This is a genomic window from Mycolicibacterium doricum, from assembly GCF_010728155.1.
Taxonomy (GTDB): Bacteria; Actinomycetota; Actinomycetes; order Mycobacteriales; family Mycobacteriaceae; genus Mycobacterium; species Mycobacterium doricum.
Genome location: NZ_AP022605.1, coordinates 1,851,850 through 1,873,033, shown reverse-complemented (window position 1 = coordinate 1,873,033; position 21,184 = coordinate 1,851,850). Strand labels below are relative to the sequence as shown.

The following is a 21,184-nucleotide window of genomic DNA, read 5'->3' as shown; positions in this document are numbered from 1 at the left end:
CACCGATCGTAACCCGGTACCCATAGAGGTCCTCGGCAGCGCCATCCCGCACAGACGATGCTGACGGCCCTGTCCTCGTCCAGGGCCGTCGGTGGTTTCATCGAACGCGGCAGCGCCAGTATGACGCGCGCTCACGCCACGACACACGATCCATGTCGGCGACTTATCGAGGAAACCACCGTCCCTCGGCGATGGGTGTCGATGAGCAGCGGGTCCGTTTCCCGCCACCGGGTGACCGGTCAGGTCCTGAAGCGAATAACGTTGTCGGCGAACACTATTCGTGACACGACGTCATCTTCCGCCCTCTACGAGGAGGTTGACGGAGGTGAGGTCGACTCGGCATTCCGCCCGCGCGGTGAGGACGCCAGCGCGCCGAAGTGCGCCGCAATTTCACCGACGAACGACTGCGTGGTCGGCGTCGGGTCCTCATCGCCAGAGGGCGGGCGCACTTCACCGACGCGACGCGCGAATTGGCGTAAACAGGCCGTCGAACAGAAGTAGAACCGGTAAGTGTCTTCCTCGTGCGCGATCGTCAACGGTTGGGCGTCTGTCGTAACGTGCATCCGACATATCGGATCGACGTGCTCCTGGTGGCGGGTTCCGACGTCGAGGGCGAACGCTTCCACCAGGGCACCGACGTTCCGCAACCGAAGCGGGCCCAACGACGTCATCGCCAGGAGGTCGGTTCCCCGTAGCGCGGCCGCGGCCGCGGCGTTGCCGACAATCTGGCCTGGCCGGGCGACGGCGGCCAGTCTGGCTGCAGTGTTGACCGTCGACCCGAAGACGTCTCCGCGGCGCTTCACCACCGGCCCAACACAGAGGCCGGCGCGCAACAATGGAAAGCCGTCGATGCGACTGGTCTCGTCGTGGAGTCGCCGGAGGAAGGCCAGCGCCGCGGTGGGGTCCGAACTGGTGATCATCACGGCATCGCCGAGGGTCTTGACCATGTCGTCGCCGGGCCCGAGGACCCTGGCAGCTGTGGTGGCGAACCGATCTGCCAGTTCGGCAGCGCGATGATCACCGTGGGTTTCGGTGAACGCAGTGAACCCAGCGATGTCCACGAAAATGACCACCGTGTTCACGTCGGCATGCTCGAATTCATCTGCGGCACCGGACGGGTCGATCGTCATGGCGTCTCTTCTGCACGCTCAACGCGCGGCGCTGCTGGGGTGACCGACTGCATAGGCATCCCGAGGAGGCGCAACGCATTGGCGACGACGATGAGCGTCGAGCCTTCGTGGATGAGCACGGCGGGACCGATGCCCAGGCCGAAGACCGTCGCCGGGATGAGGACCGCGACGATTCCGAGACTTGCCCACAGGTTCTGCTTGATGACGCGCGAGGAGCGGCGGCTCAGGCTCACCGCAAACGGCAACGCGCGCAGGTCGTCGGCCATCAGCGCAACGTCAGCGGTCTCCAACGCCACGTCGGAGCCCGCCGCCCCCATCGCGATACCCACGCTCGCGCCGGCCATTGCGGGCGCGTCGTTGACGCCGTCGCCGACCATCCCGACGCGGCCGTGGCGTTCCCGCAGGGCGGCGATCTGGGCCACCTTGTCCTCGGGCATCAGATCGCCGCGGGCGTAGGCGACACCGACTTCGGCGGCGACGGCATCGGCCACCCGCTGGTTGTCCCCCGACAGCATCACGGTGTTCTTCACGCCGAGTGCGGCAAGACGCGCGATGACCGCCGACGCCTCCGGCCGAGGAAGGTCCATCAATCCGATCGCGCCCAACCAGCGGTCGCCCGCGCGGACGAGCATCGTCGTGCGGCCCGCCTGTTCGAGACGATTCACCTCGGCCGCCAGCTCAGCCGGCGGGGGCTGAGCGGCGTCGGTGAACAACTCGGTCTTGCCGATGCAGACCTCGACCCCCTCGACGGACGCGACGATGCCGCGGCCGATCACGGCACGGACGTCGGTCGCGCGGGGTGTTACCGCCCCGGCGAGACGCTCGCGGCCGTCGCGGACGATAGCTCGGGCGAGCGGATGGTCGCTTTGCTCCTCAACGGCAACGGCGATCCGCAGCAGTTCGGCGTCGTCGCTGTCTGCGGTGGCGCAGACATCGGCGATCCGGGGCCGCCCCTCGGTGAGGGTGCCGGTCTTGTCGAAGGCCAGCACGCTGACCCGGCCAAGTTCCTCCAACGCGGCACCGCCCTTCATCAGGATGCCGGCCCGCGCCGCTCGCGCTACCGCCGACAACACCGCGCTGGGCGTGGCGATCGCCAGCGCACACGGGCTGGCCGCCACCAGAACGGCAAGCGCCCGGTACACCGTGTCAGTGAACGGCTCGTCGACCACGAACCCGGCGAAGAGCAGCAGCACCACACCCACCAGGATCACGGGCACGAAGATGCGCTGGAACCGGTCGGTGAAGCGCTGCGTGGAAGTGGTCTTGGTTTGCGCCTCGGCCACCAGACGCACCACTCGGGCCAGGGTGGAGTCACCGGCGAGCCGAGTCACCTGAACCTCGATGGCGCCGGCGCCGTTGATGGTGCCGGCGAACACCCGTGATGCCGCGTCGATGAGCTCGGGTGACGCCGCGGCTGCCGCCACGTCCGAAACCGGGATCTTGTCAACGGGGACGCTTTCCCCGGTCACCGGGGCTTGATCGATGCTGCTGCTGCCTGCCACGACGAAGCCGTCTGCGGCCAGACGCATGTTGGGGCGCACAACGACGATGTCCCCAATGCGCAGGTCCGCGACGGACACTTCAACGGTGTCGCCCGTGCCGCCGCGCCGCACCAGCGCCGTCTTGGGGGCGAGTTCGGCGAGCGCTTCGATCGCCCGGCGAGCCCGGCCCATCGCATAGCCCTCGAGTGCGTGTCCGACGCTGAAGAGGAACAGCAGGAGCGCGCCTTCGGCGACTTCGCCGAGCGCCGCCGCACCCGCAGCGGAGACGAGCATGAGGAAGTCGATCTCGAACCGGCCCTGCCGCACACTGGCAAAGGCTTCCTGCACCGTGAAGAACGCACCGAAGAAAAACGCCAGGCCGTAGACCACCACCTCGGCCGAACGCGGCGTATCGGCGAAGGCGGCCAATAACCAGCCCGTGAGTAGCAGGGCGCCCGCCAGTCCCGCAAAGACCAGTTCGGTGCGCTCGCCGAAGATCCCGCCGTGACCGTGCTGATGGTCGGCGCCGTCTCCGTCGTGCGCGACGGCGGCGTCGACGTCCGCGGCGCTCCCCGACGGCGCACCCTGCGCGGCGATCACGTCTACGAGTTCCTGGGCGGTCACCGTCGTCCGCTCGAACTCCAGCTCGACTGAATCTGGTGTCGCCGCTGCGGCGACGACGCCAGGAATCGAAGACAGCGTGTCGACGAGCGCAGTTCGCAGCGCCTCATCGTCATGAGTGCCCGTGGTCAACCACCGCAGGTGCCCATACGTCGATCTGATCGTGTCGGCCGCCCGCAGAGCCCGCTGCTGCACTTCTGCTGCGGTGGCAGCCTCGGCGTCGTAGTGCACGCACAGGCGGGGTTCCGACGTGTCGCCATCGATGACGTGGACCCGTTCGATAACTCCATCGTCCCCCAGGCCGCGCGTCAGCCGGTCAGTGCAGCGCTCGTCGCTACCGGGAAGCAGCGCTGCGAGGTCGAGTGCCAGAGTCTCATTAGCGCGCATGCCGTCGGCGCCGCGCCGGCTCACCGTCCCACCGTCGCGATCTGTCATGCATGCAATAATACGCATGTATGCATATGACTCGTCAACCCTTGCCTGCGCGCAACACTCCGATGGCCGGGCCTAGTGGTGAAAATCGACAATTCGGACTTGCAGATTCGCTCGGCCGTCACCGACAGCGAGCAGCGCTGCCAGCGCCCGCACGCAGCGGGGTAGCGACGCTCTTGTCTGCGTCGCGAGGCGATGCCGGCACATCTACGAATGATCGGAGCCCAAACGTCTACCAACGGTGACCGGGGCTCGTGGAAATCTTCGACGGCCAGTAGGCGACGTATTCACCCTGGGGGTTCACCCTGGGGGTCGTAGAAGTGACAGCACCCATCGGGACTGGTCCGCGCCGTCCACCCGCGCGCCACGGCCCACTCAACGAGGGCACTGACCATCTCGCCGTCAGCGGCGGCCCGTCGTGTTGATTCCGCACCGCCCCGGATCAGCTGCATATGCCGTGCCCTGGGCCTGCCAACGGCGAGGCCTCTCCCCCCTGTCTAGTGTCGGCCGCCGCAACGGAATCATGAGAACTGTTTCCGCGGCCGCATCACCTACGTAGCTACATAGTACTTGTTGGTGGCGTCGCGATGGTTCGAGTGTGCGGGGTGGGAAGCGTGAACCGCTCGGAAAGAACGCCGGCAGCGAGGGAGCCCTGACGGCCTCACTTGAGAACGACCCGTGGTGCGCTCACCTCGATGCTTGGCGCACCCGTCGGCGTCTCCGAGGTCAGGCTGTCCCGTAGCTGGGAGGCGCCGAAGTGCGCGCGTCAGGACTCAGCTAGGGCCACCATCCGGTCACAGCACCGATCCTGCGCCCGAGTTCTGGCGCCAAGGAGCGTACGTACGTGGCCGACAGGTGATGAGAATCTCGGTAGATCAGAATGTTTCCTTCGGCGGCTCGGCAGTAATCGTATCGACACAGCGCGCCGCTCATGTCGATCATGTTCATCTGCGGGAAACGTTTCGGGAGATTCGCAGCGGGATTGACGTCGTCGAGGACGAGTGCTCGTGGCGTGCCGCACGTCGTCGCGTCGCCGCCGTTGGCAAGGCAGTCGCTCGGAACGAAGGGGTCGCCGTTGCGGACCAGCCAAGGTGTGTCGCGCATGCCAAGCACCTTGAGCCCGTTGTCGGCGAACGCCTGCCAGATCGGCAGGTATGCCTCTGGCATGACGTCACCGGGCCGGGTGTCCCGTGGTCGTGTCACGGTGGTGAACACGTAATCTGGCCGATCGGCGACGATCTCGCGCATGGCGGCTTGGACCCAGTCGAAGCACTGCGGGTACGGCTCTCCCGACCCCGGAATGCGGGGCGCCCGCTCTGCTGATAGGGGGCAGCCCATCTTGAGGTAGGTCACGACCTTGAAGCCGTGGCGTCGGCCGAGCAGGTCCAGTGCGGTAATCCAGTGCTCGGCATGCGAGCCGCCGGCCATCGCGATGGTGCGGGTCGCGATCTCGGAACCGTACGTGCACTCGCGCAGACTCGGGTCGGCGAAGTCGCTGATGCAGTTGTCGGTGGTGCTCTGCGGCAGGTCGTCCTTGGCCTCGAGGACCGTGGGCCGCATCGGCAGCTTGGGGACCTTGGCGTTGTTGATCAGCGCTCGCGCGCCGGGATAGTCGCGAGACGACAGGCCGGACAGTTCCTTGCCGTTGGCGCGCTGGATCGTCATGTGCTCGCGCCACGTGAACGACGTCGCGGTCAGGGCCACGCCCAGCAGGGTGACGATCGAGCCGAGCACAATGGTGGGCCTGCGCAGCCGGGTGCGCAGCGGCACGGCGGACTTGGCCTTCTGCGCACTCGTGGCGCGCAGCCGCAGCGGGTCCTCGACGAAGCGGGTGGTCAACCAGGCCAGCACACCGGAGACCAGCAGGACACCCGCGCCCTCGGCCAGGTTGGCCTGGGTGTGTCCGCTGTAGGCGAGCCAGAAGATCAGCAGTGGCCAGTGCCACAGGTACAGCGAGTAGGCCATCGCGCCTAGGGAGACGAACGGTGCGGTGGCCAGGAGGCGGTTGGGCAGCGGCAACCGGCCGTCGCCGCTGGCGAAACGCGGATCGGCGGCGCGGTTGGCGGCGCTGAGGATGAACAGGATGGTCGCCCCGACCGGCACCAGCGCCCACGGTCCGGGGAACTCCGCGACGCCGTCGATGAACGCGCCACACGACAGGATCACTGCCAGCGCGATCACCGAGACGGTGGTCCGCAGCCACATCGGCCACCGGACGTGGCGCACCAGCGCCCCCGCCAGCGCACCGAGGAGCAGCTCCCAGGCCCGGGCGAAGCTGTTGTAGTAGGCGGTGGCCTGGTCGGCCTGATGCTCGATGATCGCGTAGACGAACGAGGCGATGGTGAGCGCCGACAACAGACCGACGAGGCAGATCCGCAGGTGCCTGCCAAGGAGGCGGCGCAACGGGAAGCCTAGGCCGAACACCAGCAGCAGGAATGCGATGTAGAACTGGCCCTGCACGGACATCGACCAGATGTGCTGCAGCGGACTGACCGCCTCGCCGGCGCGCAGGTAGTCCGACGCGGTACTCGCCAGCTCCCAATTCTGGTAGTAGCCGAGGCTCGCCAAGCTTTGATCGGCGAACGTCTCCCACCGGGTCTCGGGCTGGACGAGGATCGTCAGCACCGCAGACGCGGCGAGCACTACCACCAGCGCGGGGAGCAGGCGCCGGACCAGGCGGCGCATCTCGGGTACGGGTGCCAGGGATGCGGTCGGGGTGAGGGCGGCGCGCAGCAGCCTGCCGCCGAAGAAGAATCCGGACAGCGCGAGAAAGACGTCGACGCCACCGGAGACCCGACCGAACCACACGTGGAACACCGCGACCAGGGCGATGGCGATGCCGCGCAGGCCGTCGAGGTCATGACGGTAGAATCCGGACGCCCTGGTGCCCATCGAGGTAGGCGCCGGGGGCCCCGAACCGGTACGCGTGACCGTCCGAGGTGGGGCGAAGGTCAACATAGTCGTTGACACGACACCGCGGGAGTCGTCAGTTCAGCCGCGGTCATGACGTCGGCGACATGAGATGGGTCTGTTGGGTACGTGCGCACGCTGTGGCCCCGGTGTCAGCCCACCCCGGCGTACGAGTGCAACCCAGCAATCACCAAATTGATGAAGAACAAATTGAACACCATCGCCACGAAGCCGGCCACGTTGATCCATGCAGCCCTCCTGTCACGCCACCCCGCGGTGGACCTGGCATGCAAATACGCCGCGTACGCGACCCACGCGACGAACGACACCGTCTCCTTGGGGTCCCATCCCCAAAAGCGTCCCCACGTCTCCTCGGCCCAGATCGCGCCGAAGATGACGCCGAACCCGAAGACCGGGAACGCGAAAATGGTGGTGCGGTAGGCGATTCGGTCCAAGACCTGCGCATGGGGCAACCTGGACACGACGCCCGCAGATAGTCCTTCGCGCCCGGGGTCACCCAGCCGCGACGTCTTCACTAGGAAGAGAATGCTCGCCACACCGGCGACGAGAAACACCCCTGAGCCAAGGCTCACCACCGACACGTGAATGGGCAACCAATACGACTGCAGCGCAGGCATGACCGGCGCGGCGTCGGTATACAGCCACTTGCCCGACACCGCGAGCAGAATCAGCACCGGAACCAGGACGAACACCCACAGCGGCCGAAGATCACGACGCCGCAACACGATCAACGCCGCCACCAACCCACAAAAGCAGGTCAGGTTGATGAACTCGTACATGTTGCCCCACGGCGCGCGCGAGGTGGCCAGGCCACGCAGCACGATGCACACCAGCAGGAACCATGCACCCACGACGACGAGGGCAACTCCAGCACGCTCCGCACGTTCCACGACCGACCGCCTCGGGACGTCGGCGACGACACCCGGACGTGGGCTGTCGGGCGCTATTCCCACGGACGCCGTAGACCTCTCGAGTGCCTGACTCCGGCTGTTCGCAAACGTCGCCGCCAGCACCAACAACGCGAGAACCAGTCCGACCATCGCCGACGTGTACGCCCAGTCCGAATAAAGCGCCAGCGATACCCGTGTGCCAACTGCGTTCACGACGGGATTCTCATGTTGCCGTTGAAGGCTCTCGGCGTGACGTAGCTAAACCACAACCCCACTCGTCTGCCTCCGCTCTCACCTCCGTGCGATCGTGTCGGCGAGTCCGATGTCGCTTCACACCGTTCGATCCGGCCGGCGGTCGGCTGCCGCGACCCGCAAACGGTCACTGCGTGCCTGGCCCGGCGCATGGCGGAGGTTCGAGGTCCTCAAGGAGATATCCGAATCCATTGAGGCGCATGTCCGTTCGGAGCGATGGGCTCGGCCGGTTGGCCAAAAGCCATCTCTTCAACGCGTCGGCTTGCTGTTCCTGGGAGGCATCCGCCACACCAGCGTCGTCGAGAACGAAGTAGCACAGGGTCGCGTCGCCGTAACGTCCGTCGATCATGGCCACGTCGGCAGTCGCCTTCACGTCGGCCGCCATGACGCGCAGTTCGAGAAGGGACCACTCGGCGTGCGACGCTGCACCTAGATGCTGACGCAACCAGTCGTGGAACTCCACGTGCAGGTCGGACGGCAGGGCGTGGCCGCTGCGGGACAAGGCGGTGACCACCACCAATATGGCCAGGCTCGGCTCGCCGGCGTGTGGCGCCGTGAGTGCCGCCAAACGCTGCGCCGCCGAAAGGCAGGGTTCGGCGGCCTCCCACATCACCTCGGCCATCTCGAAGTCTCCCCGGATCATGTAATCCGCCAGCGCGTTCCACCAGCCGGCCCAGGCCTGACCGGCGGTCGAATCTGCGTCTGCCTGCAAGCGTCTCGTCGGTTGCCGCCCATCAGGCATAGATAGCGCGCGCTCTTCACCATCATTCGCGAAGCCGGGTTAGGTGCGCACTTGCGCGTCGTCGAGGCGCGTCACGTCACCGTCGTCGGGGCCGTGGGCCTTGCCAACGTGGGCCTCAACGCGCATCCGCTCGACCATGTGCGGATAGTGCAGCTCGAACGCCGGGCGCTCCGAACGGATCCGGGGCAGCTCGGTGAAGTTGTGCCGCGGCGGCGGGCAGCTGGTGGCCCACTCCAGGGAGTTCCCGTAACCCCACGGGTCGTCGACGGTGACCGGCTCGCCGTAGCGCCAGCTCTTGAACACGTTCCACACGAACGGCAGCGCCGACAGACCCAGGATAAACGCGCCAATCGTGGACACGATGTTCAGCGTGGTGAAGTCGTCGGCAGGGAGGTAGTCGGCGTAGCGGCGCGGCATGCCCTCGTTACCGAGCCAGTGCTGCACCAGGAAGGTGGTGTGGAAGCCGATGAACGTCAGCCAGAAGTGCAGCTTGCCCAGGCGCTCGTCGAGCAGACGTCCGGTCATCTTCGGGAACCAGAAGTAGATGCCGGCATACGTCGCGAACACGATGGTGCCGAACAGCACGTAGTGGAAGTGCGCGATGACGAAATAGGTATCGGTGACCTGGAAGTCGATCGGAGGGCTGGCCAGCAGCACACCCGACAGACCGCCGAGCAGGAACGTCAGCAGGAAGCCCACCGAGAAGAGCATCGGTGTCTCGAACGTCAACTGGCCTTTCCACATGGTGCCGATCCAGTTGAAGAACTTGATCCCGGTGGGCACCGCGATGAGGAACGTCATGAAGGAGAAGAACGGCAGCAGCACCGCGCCGGTGGCGTACATGTGGTGCGCCCACACCGCCACCGACAGCGCGGCGATCGCGATGGTCGCGTAGATCAGCGTGGTGTATCCGAAGATCGGTTTGCGGCTGAACACCGGGAAGATCTCGCTGACGATCCCGAAGAACGGCAGCGCGATGATGTACACCTCGGGGTGGCCGAAGAACCAGAACAGGTGCTGCCACAGCAGCACACCGCCGTTGGCCGGGTCGTAGATGTGCGCACCCAGGTGGCGGTCGGCAGCTAGCGCGAACAGGGCGGCGGTCAGCAGCGGGAAGGCCAGCAGCACCAGGATCGACGTCACCAGGATGTTCCAGGTGAAGATCGGCATCCGGAACATCGTCATACCCGGGGCCCGCATGCAGACCACCGTGGTGATCATGTTGACTGCGCCCAGGATCGTTCCCAGCCCGCCGACGATCAGGCCGAGGATCCACAGGTCGGCGCCGGCTCCCGGACTGTTGATGGCATTCGACAGCGGCGTATAGGCCGTCCAACCGAAGTCCGCCGCGCCACCGGGGGTGATGAAGCCACCCAACGCGATCAGCGCGCCGAACAGGAACAGCCAGAACGAGAGCGCGTTGAGGCGCGGGAACGCCACGTCCGGGGCGCCGATCTGCAGCGGCAGCACCAGGTTGGCGAACCCGAACACGATCGGGGTCGCGTAGAACAGCAGCATCACCGTGCCGTGCATGGTGAACAGCTGGTTGTACTGCTCGTTGGACAGGAACTGCAGACCCGGCACCGCGAGTTCAGTCCTGATGAACAGCGCCATGAGACCGCCGGCGAAGAAGAACACGAAGCAGGTGACGACGTACATCATGCCGATCAACTTGTGATCGGTCGTGGTCACCAACTTGTAGATCAGGTTGCCCCTGGGACCCACCCGGGCAGGAAAGGGGCGGCGTGCCTCCAGTTCCCCGGCCGGTGGCGCATTGGCAACCATAAAGTCCTCCCACGATCTAGAACCGCGCCTGCAATCTACTGACTAAATACGTACTTTAACCTACTGAGCTAGGTAGTACTAGCCTGCGTAGTCGAAACTGCCGACCCCGTCGGTGAGCCACATCGCACGGCGACGGCTGTCCCGCCGGAGCGCGTGCCGCGCGCTCGCACCCGCGTTCAATTCTTGTTCTACTACGTACGTACGAGGTCAATACGATGTTCGCGTTCTTCCGTAGGTTTCGATCAAACCGCTTGCGCCCCAACCCATCGACGCCAGTGGCGATGTGGGCTGGAGCGTAGGACGGCGGCTGGTGGCTTGCCCATTCGCGGGTGTTCGGTTAGCGTCTCGCCAACCAGATAACGAACCGGTAACGGCAAAGGATCGTCTCGAAGTGGTGCATCACCGGCGGAGCGCGCGATCAGACGCGCCGGCCAACCGTGGGGCCTCCGACGTCACCGAGATCATTGCCTTTGGAGAGTTCGGCGCGTTGCCAGATATGGCCAGCCGTCCCGGCGATCCGTTCGCCATCGACTTCGAGGTGTTGAGCGCACCCGAACTCGACGACCTCAACGACTTGGCTGATGAGTCGCCACGTTTGTTGCTCCCACCGCCGGGCGCGTCGAGTAGAACCCAGTCGACCACACCGATCTCCGTACGCCGGGCTCGTGCAAAGAAAGGCGCACGGCCGGCTCGCCGGACACCGTCGGGCGCCACCGTCCGCGCTTCTGCCGGGTCGCACCGACGGACCCCCGAGTCCACCGGTGCGACGCACAGCAGGCTGGTGATCACGGCCATCGCCGCTGGCGCGGTGGCCGCCGCCGCGAACGCAGCCGTCGACGCCACCGAGGCGCCGCAGCCAGTCTTGGTCGCCGACACTGCGGCGTCCCCAGCTGCACTCCCTGATCCCGATGCCTCGGGGATGCAGATCGTCCCTGTGGCGAATGGTTTCGATGCCGGAATCCATCGACAGGAACTGGCCAATGGCACGGCTTTCGCCCAAGAGCGGGCACAGCGGGAGGCGCGACTTCGGCGGCCACAGGTCGCCTTTCCCACCCGCGGCATCCTGACATCGGGCTTCGGAGCTCGGTGGGGTACCCTGCACGCCGGACTCGACATCGCCAACGCCGTCGGCACTCCGATCTACGCCGCATCCGACGGCGAGGTGATCGCCTCCGGCCCGACACCCGGTTTCGGCATGTGGGTCAAGATTCGTGCCACGGACGGCACGGTCACGCTCTACGGTCACATCGACACCACCATGGTGCAAACGGGCGAGCGAGTGATGGCTGGCGACCAGATCGCCACCATGGGCAACAAAGGCAATTCGACCGGGCCGCACCTGCACTTCGAGGTTCACCGCAGCGGGTCGGAAAAGACCGACCCGATGGCCTGGTTGCGGCAGCGGGGTGTGGCCAACGGCTAGGCCGTCGCCCGACCTGCTCGCGACGAGCACCGTCATGTCGTAATAGCTTTCGGGGGGAGGTCGGGCGGTGAGGGGTCGACGGCCCGGCGTCGGAACCCAGCAGCATCGCGACACCTGTCCGAAGCTGAGAATTATCAGCTCAGCTCCTGACTTGACACCAGTCGCATCATCGCTGCGCCTGGCTCGCCGCCGTGTTCGAGTCGACACCATGGGTCCAGTTCAGCGCCCTACTCGCCGATCGACCCCGTAAACTACCTACTGACCAATTCAGGAGGTTCGATCATGGCGCGGGTGCGTGGCTTCGGAGAACTCGAGGCGTCGATCATGGATCGCCTTTGGAATCGTGACCCCGGAACTCACACCACGGTCAGAGAGATCTTCGACGAGTTGAGCGCCGAACGGCACATCGCCTACACCACGGTGATGTCGACGATGGACAACTTGCACAGCAAGGGGTGGCTGTCGCGTGAACGTGACGGGAAGGCATACCGCTACCGGCCAACCTTGACGCGCGAGGAGCACAGTGCGCGACTCATGCTCGAGGCACTGAGCGGCGGGGGTCGATCTGAGGCGGTCCTGAGCCATTTCGTGGCGCAGATCGACGCGGAGGAATCCGCTGACTTGCGCGCTGCGCTGCGCCGGCTCGCCCGCCAGTCAGGTGGTCGCCGATGACCGTCGCGGCGGCTTTGCTTCTGTACGTCGTAGGCGTCCTGGCCATCGGACCGAAGCTGTTGACGCACATCACCGCCGATGCTGGCGCTCCACGCCTTGCAATAGCCGCTTGGACCACCGCCGTTCTGACGGTAATCGCCTGCTCGATCGCCGCCATCGCAATGCTTCTCATCGAGGCCGCTGGACATTGGGACAGCCCCGACGCGCTGCTCGTCTCATGCCTGGAGCGGCTCCGCGCCATTCTCGTCGGCCACGCCGGATGGCCGGCCCGAATCGTTGCAACCGTCGCACTCGCCATCGCCGCGGGGAGTCTCGTCGCCGTCGCCATGCGACTCGGCCGAGCTTTGAGATCCATGCGCACCCACACCTTCGCACACGCCGACGCCGTGCGACTGGTCGGCAGGTCGTACGGGAACGACGTCGTGGTCATCGACGCTTCCGAGGCTGCGGCCTATTGCGTGGCGGGCCGCCCACCGGCGATCGTGGTGACCACCGCAGCTCTGGCCGCACTCGATCAAACCCAACTGGCGGCCGTCGTTGCCCACGAGCGTGCGCACCTCGACGGACGACACGCCTACGTAGTCGCCGCGGCGCGCGGCCTGACCGCCGCGCTACCCAGATGCGGACTCGTCGCGAGCGCAGCTAGCCAAATAAGCTCTCTGCTGGAGATGTGCGCCGACGATGCGGCCGCTCGTCGCCACGGGCGTCAGCCGCTGCTCGCGGGCTTGTTGACCCTCTCAGGCGCCGCCACCCCGGCGCACGGTATGGCCGCCGCCAATATCGCCGTGCTCGCCCGCGCCGAGCGGTTATCGGACCCACCGCGACGGTTCGCCCGGATTCAGAGCCAAATCACCCTCAGTGGTGCAGTAGCGGCGATGGCTGCCACTCCGTTAGCGATCGTCACGCTGTCACTTTCAGGCGTGCTGATCTGCATCGCCTGAGCGGCTCACCGCGCCGAACCGCTTCCCGACAGTGTTGGCGCACTCGAGGCCATGCCGCACGACATCATCGCGCTAGAATCGTTGTCACAACTCAGTGTTTCCCGCCGCCAGCTAGACGTCTGCGATGCCCGGGAGGTGAGCGGCGGCTGGGTCGGCCACCACCAAGGCCAACGCCGCCAAGCCCAGCGCCAGCAGCAGCGCCGCCGCAATCCATCGGCGGGCCAGTCGACCCGTCGGCGGCGCTTCATGCTGCTGGCTCCACCTCGACCGTGGTCCCTGGCAGGACACGGCCACTGCACTCTTCACTCCATCAATCTACTATGTCACTACGTATGTGACCATCGCTTCACGTCACCCGGTGCCAGGCGCGGCTCTGGTCACCAACCCCGTGGAGGCGGCCTCCTGACCGAAGCACCTACGGCAAACGATCGTCGCCATCATAGAAAGCCGACGGCGCTGAAAAGGGACTGTGTGCGCGACGATCCGACAACGGCCTCCGGCCACCCGGTCCGCGCGGCATGAGTGGCATGCTGCGACGACGCTCGTCGTTGCGGGATGTGCCGACGCGAACCGTGTTCCGCCCCCGGATCCCCCGAGCGCCGCGGGCACCATCGCCGTTCAACCGCACACTCAGTTCGACGTGCTGTTCGCACGCGACATCATCGACCACAGCGCTTAAGCTGCCGCACTGAGCATCCAGATGACCGGCAAGCTCGGCATCGCACCCGAGGTCAGCGACATCGCCAGACGAATCAACACGAGCAGCACCACCTATGTCAATGAGCTGCAGTCACTTCTCGCGGATTGGGGATCCGCCCCCAAGAACGTCGAGCCCCGGTCCTGCGGCGGAGGCGCCCAGCGTTGCGGTTGCGTCGGGTGAACATCCGCTCGCCGCCGATTCCGACGTCCGTCGCGTGACCGGGGCGAACGGGGCGGGGGCGGCGGGCCCGTATCTCGACGTGATGATCAAGCAGCACCGTTTCACGATCTCGGCCGCACGTGACCACCTGCAAGCAGGCTCAAATCCTCGGGCGATGGCGAACGCACGGTCGCTCATCAAGGGTCAGCAGTTCGAGATGTCCCTCATGACGCCGCTGCAGCGCTGACGAGTGTCGCTGCGGCGACCCGGTTCGGCTCCGGATCAGCTGCCGGCGCGTTGTCGTCGTGGCGTCAGTCGTCGTTGGCGGTGCTCGGCACGTCGGTAGGTGGTCGCCGCTGACGATGCAGACCGCGCAGAAACGCGTTGTAGGCAGCTAGTTCCGCCTCGTCGCGTTCGACGTCGGCCTCCCTCCTCGCCGACTCCGACTCCTCATCTCGGCGCCATCGGATGGCGAAGATTAAAGTCGTCAGCAGTGCGACGGGCTCGCCGTAGGACCACGCCAAGGCGCCGGCGACCCCCTGGTCGGCGACCGGGTCGACGTTCCAGTTCGGCGGAGGTTGGGCGAAGGTCTCGGTGAGCGTCCGCGGTGCCATCATCAGGATGACGCCGATGAAGACGTGCAGCGGCATTTCGACGAAGATGTCGAAGAAGCGGCCCAGGTTGCTCTGCCGGACCGGCAGGGGACCGGTCGACAGGATCGGCAGGATGAACAATAGGCCGCTGGCGAGAAAGAACACCTGCAGTGTGACGTGTCCGGCCACGCTGGCCGCCGCCGCGTCGAAGAGGTCGGAAAGGTACAAGCCGTAGTAGCTCAACAGGAACACCGGAATGGTGAAGCCGGGGTGCAGCACGATCCTGCTCGCCCGGCAGCGCAGTCCGCCCAGCGCGGAGATCACGACGTAGCGTCCGAGTCCACGATGGGGCGTGGACCTGAGTAGCAGCCGGCCGGGCGCACCCAGCACGAGCAGCGGCGGAACGAGGATTGACAGCGTCAGGTGCTGGAACATGAAGGCACTGAACAGCCGGTAGCCGTAGCCGTCGATGGCCAGACCCGTCACCGCCGCCAAGGCGATGCAGCCGGCCAGGAAGCTCGCGGTGCGCGACCACGCCCACCGGCGGCCACGAGATCTGACGACTCGAACGGCGAGCAGGTACCACACCGCCAAAACAATTGCCAATACCGGCAGTATCGGAACCGGTGGCGGTAACCAACCGAGCATCGCCCATATCGACGGCGGTGAGGTGGGGAGCACCACCTGACCGATCACGGGGCCGCCCACCATCGCGTCGCAGCGTTGCGCCCGAGTGTCGGCCGGGCCCCCCGGCGACGTGCAGCCAGGGCGGGGTCGCCGTTCATCGCGGGGACCCTGAGCCGCTCGCGGTCTCGGCGGCGAGGCGACGGACCACCGGTTCGAGATCCTCGCCGAGCAGCGTTCGCAGGAACACCGCGGCGACGCGATGCGACCGGTCCAAGACGATGGTGGACGGGATGACGGTGGTGGGATATCTCGCGCCCAAGGCGATCATCGTGCGCATCGGTGGGTCGTAGATCGACGGGAAGGTGACCTTGCGATCGACGATGAAGTCAACCGCAGCTTGGCGATTGTTATCGCGGACGTCGATGCCCAGGAAGGCGACTCCCTCGTTCCGGGTCGCGTCGTACACCCTTTGCAATTCCGGCATCTCGGTGCGACAGGGGCCGCACCACTGACCCCACACGTTGATCACCACCACCTGCTCGGCAAAGTCATCAAGTGACAACGTGCGGTTGGGGTCCATCAGGTCGGGTCCGCGTATCGGCCCCGGGCGACCACGACTCTGCGGCGGATCGTAGAAGATGTCGACCTGCCCACCCGGCGACACGAACTCGAACGTGCCACCCTGCGCGACGGCGTCGTCTCCGCTGGAGCATCCCGAAACTGCGACACAGAGTAGTACCGCGCTCAAACCCGCGGCGATGCCACGCCGTATCACCGGTAACCGGTGTGTCGAGGGTCGCCTCCGTCCCCGACGCGCAACGCCCGTGTCCATGTCCAGCCTCGACGGCGACGTTCGGGGCGCATCGGTGAGTCGATGAGTCATTTCAAGTGCCACTCACGGGGGGCTTTCTCCGATACGGGACGCCGACTCGAAGCCGCGCGGTGTCGTGCGTGACCTGTGGCAAGGACACGACGACCTCCCTGACTGGACGTTCGGCGCCGGCGGCCGCTCGGGCGAGCACCGGCGACGGCCCTGCGGCCGGGGCCGGTCCGCACGGCACGATCTACGTAGAGACTACGTAAAATGGTAACGCAATGGCTTCACGGCGAATGACGGGATGACATCGAAGAGGCGTATCGACCATGCGGGCGATCTATCGGCGCAGGAGCGTCTGGTGGATGACGCTAACGCTGTTGGCAATCGTCGGCATGGCGGCGATCGGCGGAGCGTGCGACGGTCTACCAACGCTGCGGCAGGCGCACCGATCCGAAGCAGTCGCCGATAAGGGCATCCCCCCAACGACGATCTGCTCGTTCCGGACTTGCAGACGTCGGTCACCGAGGGCGACGTCGGGCTAGGTGGAGTCGCCGGTCACGGTCAGCGCTGCGGCCGGCGTGCTGGCGTGACGAGGTGGTCGCGGCCGCCGACGACCTCACCGAGACGATGACCGTGGGCTTAACTGGCAACGCGTAAAGACGATGCCGATCTCCATGGGCAGGACAAGGCGCCGACCGAAAAGGGGCACCTAATCTGTCTTGTTTGGTGGCTGATCATCCACTCGCCGTTCAGACCACGGGCCCCGGGTGAGGTGATGGCGTACGGGTTCGCCCGATCTCAGCATGATGACGGCGATGGCCATCACTCCGGCGACGGCGCCGGCCAGGATCCACAGCGCCGGGCTCGCGCCTTCGGGTTGTTGGCCGGGGTGCGTGTCGTCCTAGGAGTGTTTGGTGGGTGTTGAGACAGCGGGGCGTGTGGGGTGATCGAGGAGGTCTGCGCCGACGACGGCTCCGCGGCGACGGACGGCGCGCCGGTCGAGGCGAGTCCGACGAGGGTGGCGGCGACGCGACGATGAGCGCCGCCTGCGCGGGCCACCTCCCGGCCCGCGGGGGCCGTCTACACCACCAGCGCGGCGTGCCCCTGTTCATCTCACGAAGTAGATAGTGGCAAAGAGCGCGATCCACACGATGTCGACGAAGTGCCAGTAGTAGGACACCACGATGGCAGCCGTCGCTTGGGCGGGGGTGAACTTGCTCATGCGCGTGCGCATGAGCAGCAGGATGAAGGCGACGAGACCGCCGATCACGTGCAACCCGTGGAAACCCGTGGTGATGTAGAAGACCGACCCGTACGCGCTGCCGGCGATCGTGGTTCCCTCACGCACCAGGCTGATGTATTCGTATGCCTGGCCGAGCACGAAGAACAATCCCATGAGCAAGGTGACGACGTACCACCGGCGCAGGCCGAACACGTCGCCGCGTTCGGCGGCGAATACGCCCATCTGACAGGTGAACGACGACGCGATGAGGATCAGGGTCACCGGCACCGCGAGCGCGAGGTTCAGCTCGGTGGGCGGCGGCGGCCACTCCTCGGCCTGGGCACGAGCGGTGAAGTACATCGCGAACAGACCGGCGAAGAACATCAACTCACTGGACAACCACACGATCGTCCCCACGGCGACCATGTTGGGCCGATTCAGGGAATGAACCCGTGCCGTGATGGCGGTGCCACTTGTCATGTCGTCCCTCGTCAAGCCACGTCCGCAGACGGTCTACTGAGTCGCTACCTACTATTGCACACAGTAAATGTGCGATTGTTGCGGCGTTGGGCGCCGTGGTGCGATTCGACCGGAACATTCAGCGGGAGTGCGCCTTTGAGTCGCGCCTGGTGCGACGGAGCACGCGCGATGGAGTCGTAGGGCCGATGCGCATCGCCGTCGGCGTGGACATTGAACGCGGTTACTCGTAATCTTTCCGTGACCTACGTAGCTAGACCATAGATGGCCCTGCGGTGTGAGGACTGTGTTTTGAGGATGAACCGCCCTGCCGCGGTATGCCGATCCGCGGGAGCTCTCGTCGTGGCGATCGTGCTGGCACTGACTCTCGGCGACTCGGCGGGCACTGGGTGGGCCGACCCGGCTGCCGACGCCCTGGCTCGAGTGACGGAGCTCTCTCGAGAAGCCGAGCGGACCACGGAAGCGGTGTATTCGGCCGAACTGGACCTCCAAGCGAAATTCGCGGCGCAGCGGAGGGCCGAGGATCGGCAACGCGCCGAACTCGAGGCGATGACGGCGGCGCGAGCCGACCTCGGTGAGTATCAGGCCGCCGTGAACCAGGTGGCGGCCGCGTCGTACATGGGTGGTTCGACCAGCACGATCAGCGCGGCGCTGACCGCGGAGTCTCCGCAACGGCTACTCGACGAACTCTCGTCGAGCAAGGTAATGGCCACTCAAATGTCGGACCGCATCAGGGCCTTTCGCGCCGCATCGACCCGTGCCGACGAAGCCGCGCTCGCGGCGCAGTCATCAGCGCTGGCAGCTCGTACTGCCGCAGAGGAGGCGTCCGCCGTCCGCGCGGGCCTGCAATTGAAGCAGAGCCGGCTGCGAACACAGATCGCCGAGGTAGAGGGGCTATATCGCGCACTGACTCCCGATCAACGTGCAGCGCTTGCCGACCCTGGGCCGGTGCCGCCCGCGCCGCCGGTCCCACCAGCGGCCAACCCGGCCATCATGGCGATGCCCGAGGCGATACCACCGGTGGGGCCGGGTCCGTCGAGCTCACCCGGCGGGGCCGCGGTCGTGCAGGCGGCGTTGACCCGTGTGGGTGCGCCCTATTCATGGGGTGCGACAGGACCAGATGCCTTCGACTGCTCCGGGCTCATCAAGTGGGCGTTTCTGCAGAACGGCAAGTCGCTCCCGCGGTCGAGTCAGGCGCTCGCGGCGGGCGGACAACCCGTGGCGGAGACCGAGGTACAGCCCGGCGACATAGTCACCTTCTACTCGGACGCCTCACACGCGGGCATCTACATCGGCGATGGGAACATGGTGCACGCCTCGACTTACGGCACTCCGGTGAAGGTGGCGCCGATCTCGTCGGCGCCGATCTACAACGTGCGCCGCTACTAAGTCAGCTACGTGGTGTTGCCCGCTTACTACTAGTTCGCACGGAACATTCCAGTCGCCGAGTCCGTCGGTACCGTAGAGGGTGGGTCCTACCGTTTTGACGATTCGACGACATCGGGGGGTTTGGTCTTGCGGTCTAAGCGCTGCCGTCCAGCGGGTGCTGGCGTTGAGGCATGCGTGAATGACGCCGGCGTTGCCAGAGGGAACTTACACTCATGTACTCGGTCCGCGTGTTGGCACGACGGACGCAAAGCTCGAGGAGGACCGTGAACCTGGCCACGCGCACCGTCATGACCACACTGGTGGCGCTAGCCTTCTTGCTGTCCGGAGTAGGGGTCGCTGCCGCGCACACCTCACTCGTGGGTTCCGACCCGGCCAAGGACGCGAGCGTAGCGTCCCCATTGACCGCCGTCGTGCTGAACTTCTCCGAGGAGGTCAATCCATCGTTCGCTGACGTCGCCGTCACCAGCGCCGATGGTCGCAACTGGGTGTCGGGCTCGGCAAACGTCGAAGGGCCGCGCCTCACGGTCGCCGTCGGGCCCGACCGACTCAAAAACAGCCTGTACACCGTCAGCTACCGCGTGGTCTCAGCAGATGGCCACCCCGTCTCCGGCTCGTACACCTTCACCATCGCCGGCGTCCCCGAAGAGCCGTCACCCACCACCGCGCCAGCCCGTGCAGCACCCAGCACCGCTGAGCCCTCCCCCCCGGCGATCGCAGGTTCGGACACCAAGGCGTCTGTACTCACAGCGGCCGGCGCCGGTCTGGCGCTTGGAGGTGTGATTGCGTTCTGGCAACGTAGGCGACACCGCCGGAAGAACGCAGCAGAACACCCTGGAGATGAACCCGGGCCCTGACTTGGAAAGGCAAGACACATCACCTTCTTCCGATCGGGTAACCGCAATCAAGAAGTGGGGCGCCCCAGGCGATCCGGACGCTGACGGCTGCCCTTCTCGACGGGTTGTGCAAGAAGCAGGTGTGGACCCGGCAGGCTACCGTGGCTTCAGTGACTGCCCCCGACGCCTTAACGGACGACCAGCGGCGGCCGCTGCGGATCGAGATCGTCGTTGTGTTGATGGTGACGTTCGCTCTGAGCGCCTATACCGCGATCCTGGATCTGATCGAGGCGGTGCTGCTCGGCCTGGCGGGGCAGACCGTAGCGCTCAACCCGCGCCGCTCCTCGTTCGACCTCATCGATCTCGGCCTCAATCTGGCGACCGTGTTCCAATTGGTCGCTTGGGGCTTTCTCGCGGTATACCTATTGTGGAGCAGTGGTTTTGGCCCGGCAGCAATCGGGTTGGGCCGACCACGGTGCCGGCTCGACCTGCTCGGTGGCATCGGGCTCGCGGCCGTTATCGGCCTGCCCGGCCTGGCGCTGTACCTTTCGGCCCGCGCATTGGGTCTCAGCGCATCGGTAGTGCCCTCGGAGCTGAACGACACGTGGTGGCGCATCCCCGTCCTTATTTTGGTGTCGTTCGCCAACGCCTGGGCCGAAGAGATCATCGTTGTGGGTTTTCTGCTCACCCGGCTGCACCAACTGCGGGTCCGCCCGGCCACCGCGCTGGTGCTGTCAAGCCTTTTACGCGGCACCTACCACCTGTATCAAGGCTTCAGCGCCGGGCTGGGCAATGTCGTGATGGGTCTGGTATTCGGCTACACGTGGCGACGCACCGGTCGGCTGTGGCCACTGATCATCGCCCACGGGGTTATCAACACGGTGGCCTACGTCGGCTATGCAGTGGTCGCGGATCGACTGGACTGGCTGTCCTAAGTTCACCTGCAACACCACCCTTGATGCTCCTATTCGTGTCAAGCGGCTTGAGCCAGTTTCTGTCTCAGGTCCGAGTCGCACCCAAGGGGACCAGCGGAATAGGCGTCGCACGTCGCGTGACTCATCGAATAC

18 protein-coding genes are annotated in these 21,184 nt (G+C 65.9%); 8 read left to right on the top strand and 10 right to left on the bottom strand.

All coding sequences use genetic code 11. The features are described from left to right. Nucleotides 1-305 precede the first annotated feature (305 nt). The 6 genes from G6N07_RS09285 to ctaD form a co-directional block, all read right to left on the bottom strand. Entirely contained in the window at nucleotides 306-1,130 is an 825-nt protein-coding gene (locus tag G6N07_RS09285) for an adenylate/guanylate cyclase domain-containing protein (RefSeq protein WP_064872615.1), read from the bottom strand. Next, nucleotides 1,127-3,685, bottom strand: coding sequence for a heavy metal translocating P-type ATPase (locus tag G6N07_RS09280; protein ID WP_064872613.1), 2,559 nt, complete (start codon nucleotides 3,683-3,685; stop codon nucleotides 1,127-1,129). Before G6N07_RS09280 ends, G6N07_RS09285 begins: the two co-directional genes overlap by 4 nt. 756 nt (nucleotides 3,686-4,441) lie before the next feature. Next, on the bottom strand, nucleotides 4,442-6,622 hold the full coding sequence (locus tag G6N07_RS09275; protein WP_064872610.1) for an acetyltransferase SucT: 2,181 nt from the start codon (nucleotides 6,620-6,622) through the stop codon (nucleotides 4,442-4,444). Nucleotides 6,623-6,726: 104 nt separating this feature from the next. Beyond that, nucleotides 6,727-7,698, bottom strand: a complete 972-nt coding sequence (gene ccsB / locus G6N07_RS09270) for a c-type cytochrome biogenesis protein CcsB (protein WP_064872607.1) — start codon at nucleotides 7,696-7,698, stop codon at nucleotides 6,727-6,729. Nucleotides 7,699-7,864: 166 nt separating this feature from the next. Then, on the bottom strand, nucleotides 7,865-8,449 hold the full coding sequence (locus G6N07_RS09265) for a hypothetical protein (protein ID WP_225892154.1): 585 nt from the start codon (nucleotides 8,447-8,449) through the stop codon (nucleotides 7,865-7,867). Nucleotides 8,450-8,518: 69 nt separating this feature from the next. Next, entirely contained in the window at nucleotides 8,519-10,264 is a 1,746-nt protein-coding gene (gene ctaD, locus G6N07_RS09260) for an aa3-type cytochrome oxidase subunit I (protein WP_064872605.1), read from the bottom strand. A 391-nt stretch (nucleotides 10,265-10,655) separates the two neighbouring features. Here ctaD and G6N07_RS09255 point away from each other — a divergent pair, with 391 nt between their 5' ends. The 3 genes from G6N07_RS09255 to G6N07_RS09245 all read left to right on the top strand — a co-directional run bounded on the left by G6N07_RS09255 (nucleotide 10,656) and on the right by G6N07_RS09245 (nucleotide 13,300). After that, nucleotides 10,656-11,687, top strand: coding sequence for a M23 family metallopeptidase (locus tag G6N07_RS09255; RefSeq protein WP_064872602.1), 1,032 nt, complete (start codon nucleotides 10,656-10,658; stop codon nucleotides 11,685-11,687). A 282-nt stretch (nucleotides 11,688-11,969) separates the two neighbouring features. Continuing rightward, nucleotides 11,970-12,359: a BlaI/MecI/CopY family transcriptional regulator gene (locus G6N07_RS09250; protein WP_064872600.1), complete on the top strand. Its 390-nt coding sequence runs from the start codon at nucleotides 11,970-11,972 to the stop codon at nucleotides 12,357-12,359. Beyond that, entirely contained in the window at nucleotides 12,356-13,300 is a 945-nt protein-coding gene (locus G6N07_RS09245) for a M56 family metallopeptidase (protein ID WP_064872598.1), read from the top strand. The genes G6N07_RS09250 and G6N07_RS09245 overlap by 4 nt, the downstream gene beginning before the upstream one ends. A 111-nt stretch (nucleotides 13,301-13,411) precedes the next feature. Here G6N07_RS09245 and G6N07_RS09240 read toward each other — a convergent pair whose 3' ends face one another. Further along, on the bottom strand, nucleotides 13,412-13,606 hold the full coding sequence (locus G6N07_RS09240; RefSeq protein WP_131810920.1) for a hypothetical protein: 195 nt from the start codon (nucleotides 13,604-13,606) through the stop codon (nucleotides 13,412-13,414). A gap of 394 nt (nucleotides 13,607-14,000) precedes the next feature. On the opposite strand from G6N07_RS09240, the gene G6N07_RS20280 reads away from it, so the two are divergent. Together G6N07_RS20280 and G6N07_RS20960 are read left to right on the top strand one after the other, a co-directional pair. Then, nucleotides 14,001-14,180, top strand: a complete 180-nt coding sequence (locus tag G6N07_RS20280) for a DUF305 domain-containing protein (protein ID WP_225892159.1) — start codon at nucleotides 14,001-14,003, stop codon at nucleotides 14,178-14,180. 34 nt (nucleotides 14,181-14,214) lie between these two features. Then, entirely contained in the window at nucleotides 14,215-14,406 is a 192-nt protein-coding gene (locus G6N07_RS20960) for a DUF305 domain-containing protein (RefSeq protein ID WP_372507582.1), read from the top strand. A gap of 64 nt (nucleotides 14,407-14,470) precedes the next feature. Here G6N07_RS20960 and G6N07_RS09230 read toward each other — a convergent pair whose 3' ends face one another. The 3 genes from G6N07_RS09230 to ctaE all read right to left on the bottom strand — a co-directional run bounded on the left by G6N07_RS09230 (nucleotide 14,471) and on the right by ctaE (nucleotide 17,898). Continuing rightward, nucleotides 14,471-15,463, bottom strand: a complete 993-nt coding sequence (locus G6N07_RS09230; RefSeq protein ID WP_064872592.1) for a cytochrome c oxidase assembly protein — start codon at nucleotides 15,461-15,463, stop codon at nucleotides 14,471-14,473. 70 nt (nucleotides 15,464-15,533) lie between these two features. Next, nucleotides 15,534-16,262 carry a TlpA disulfide reductase family protein gene (locus tag G6N07_RS09225; RefSeq protein WP_372507581.1) on the bottom strand — a complete coding sequence of 243 codons (729 nt, stop codon included), beginning with the start codon at nucleotides 16,260-16,262 and terminating at the stop codon, nucleotides 15,534-15,536. A 1,042-nt stretch (nucleotides 16,263-17,304) separates the two neighbouring features. Continuing rightward, nucleotides 17,305-17,898: an aa3-type cytochrome oxidase subunit III gene (ctaE, locus tag G6N07_RS09220; RefSeq protein ID WP_064872589.1), complete on the bottom strand. Its 594-nt coding sequence runs from the start codon at nucleotides 17,896-17,898 to the stop codon at nucleotides 17,305-17,307. A gap of 294 nt (nucleotides 17,899-18,192) precedes the next feature. On the opposite strand from ctaE, the gene ripC reads away from it, so the two are divergent. The 3 genes from ripC (at nucleotide 18,193) to G6N07_RS09205 (ending at nucleotide 21,052) form a co-directional block, all read left to right on the top strand. Continuing rightward, nucleotides 18,193-19,284, top strand: coding sequence for a peptidoglycan hydrolase RipC (gene ripC / locus G6N07_RS09215; RefSeq protein ID WP_207545932.1), 1,092 nt, complete (start codon nucleotides 18,193-18,195; stop codon nucleotides 19,282-19,284). Nucleotides 19,285-19,547: 263 nt separating this feature from the next. Continuing rightward, nucleotides 19,548-20,138, top strand: a complete 591-nt coding sequence (locus G6N07_RS09210; protein WP_234786800.1) for a copper resistance CopC family protein — start codon at nucleotides 19,548-19,550, stop codon at nucleotides 20,136-20,138. Between the two features lie 140 nt (nucleotides 20,139-20,278). Continuing rightward, nucleotides 20,279-21,052: a CPBP family intramembrane glutamic endopeptidase gene (locus tag G6N07_RS09205; protein WP_234786799.1), complete on the top strand. Its 774-nt coding sequence runs from the start codon at nucleotides 20,279-20,281 to the stop codon at nucleotides 21,050-21,052. Nucleotides 21,053-21,184: the final 132 nt, after the last annotated feature.

What these genes read in the sequence shown, in the direction of transcription:
- G6N07_RS09285 (WP_064872615.1), bottom strand. Translation starts at nt 1,130, where the DNA reads ATGACGATCGACCCGTCCGGTGCCGCAGATGAATTCGAGCATGCCGAC.
- G6N07_RS09280 (WP_064872613.1), bottom strand. Translation starts at nt 3,685, where the DNA reads ATGCGTATTATTGCATGCATGACAGATCGCGACGGTGGGACGGTGAGC.
- G6N07_RS09275 (WP_064872610.1), bottom strand. Translation starts at nt 6,622, where the DNA reads ATGTTGACCTTCGCCCCACCTCGGACGGTCACGCGTACCGGTTCGGGG.
- ctaD (WP_064872605.1), bottom strand. Translation starts at nt 10,264, where the DNA reads ATGGTTGCCAATGCGCCACCGGCCGGGGAACTGGAGGCACGCCGCCCC.
- G6N07_RS09250 (WP_064872600.1), top strand. Translation starts at nt 11,970, where the DNA reads ATGGCGCGGGTGCGTGGCTTCGGAGAACTCGAGGCGTCGATCATGGAT.
- G6N07_RS09245 (WP_064872598.1), top strand. Translation starts at nt 12,356, where the DNA reads ATGACCGTCGCGGCGGCTTTGCTTCTGTACGTCGTAGGCGTCCTGGCC.
- G6N07_RS20280 (WP_225892159.1), top strand. Translation starts at nt 14,001, where the DNA reads ATGACCGGCAAGCTCGGCATCGCACCCGAGGTCAGCGACATCGCCAGA.
- G6N07_RS09230 (WP_064872592.1), bottom strand. Translation starts at nt 15,463, where the DNA reads ATGGTGGGCGGCCCCGTGATCGGTCAGGTGGTGCTCCCCACCTCACCG.
- G6N07_RS09225 (WP_372507581.1), bottom strand. Translation starts at nt 16,262, where the DNA reads ATGACTCATCGACTCACCGATGCGCCCCGAACGTCGCCGTCGAGGCTG.
- ctaE (WP_064872589.1), bottom strand. Translation starts at nt 17,898, where the DNA reads ATGACAAGTGGCACCGCCATCACGGCACGGGTTCATTCCCTGAATCGG.
- ripC (WP_207545932.1), top strand. Translation starts at nt 18,193, where the DNA reads ATGAACCGCCCTGCCGCGGTATGCCGATCCGCGGGAGCTCTCGTCGTG.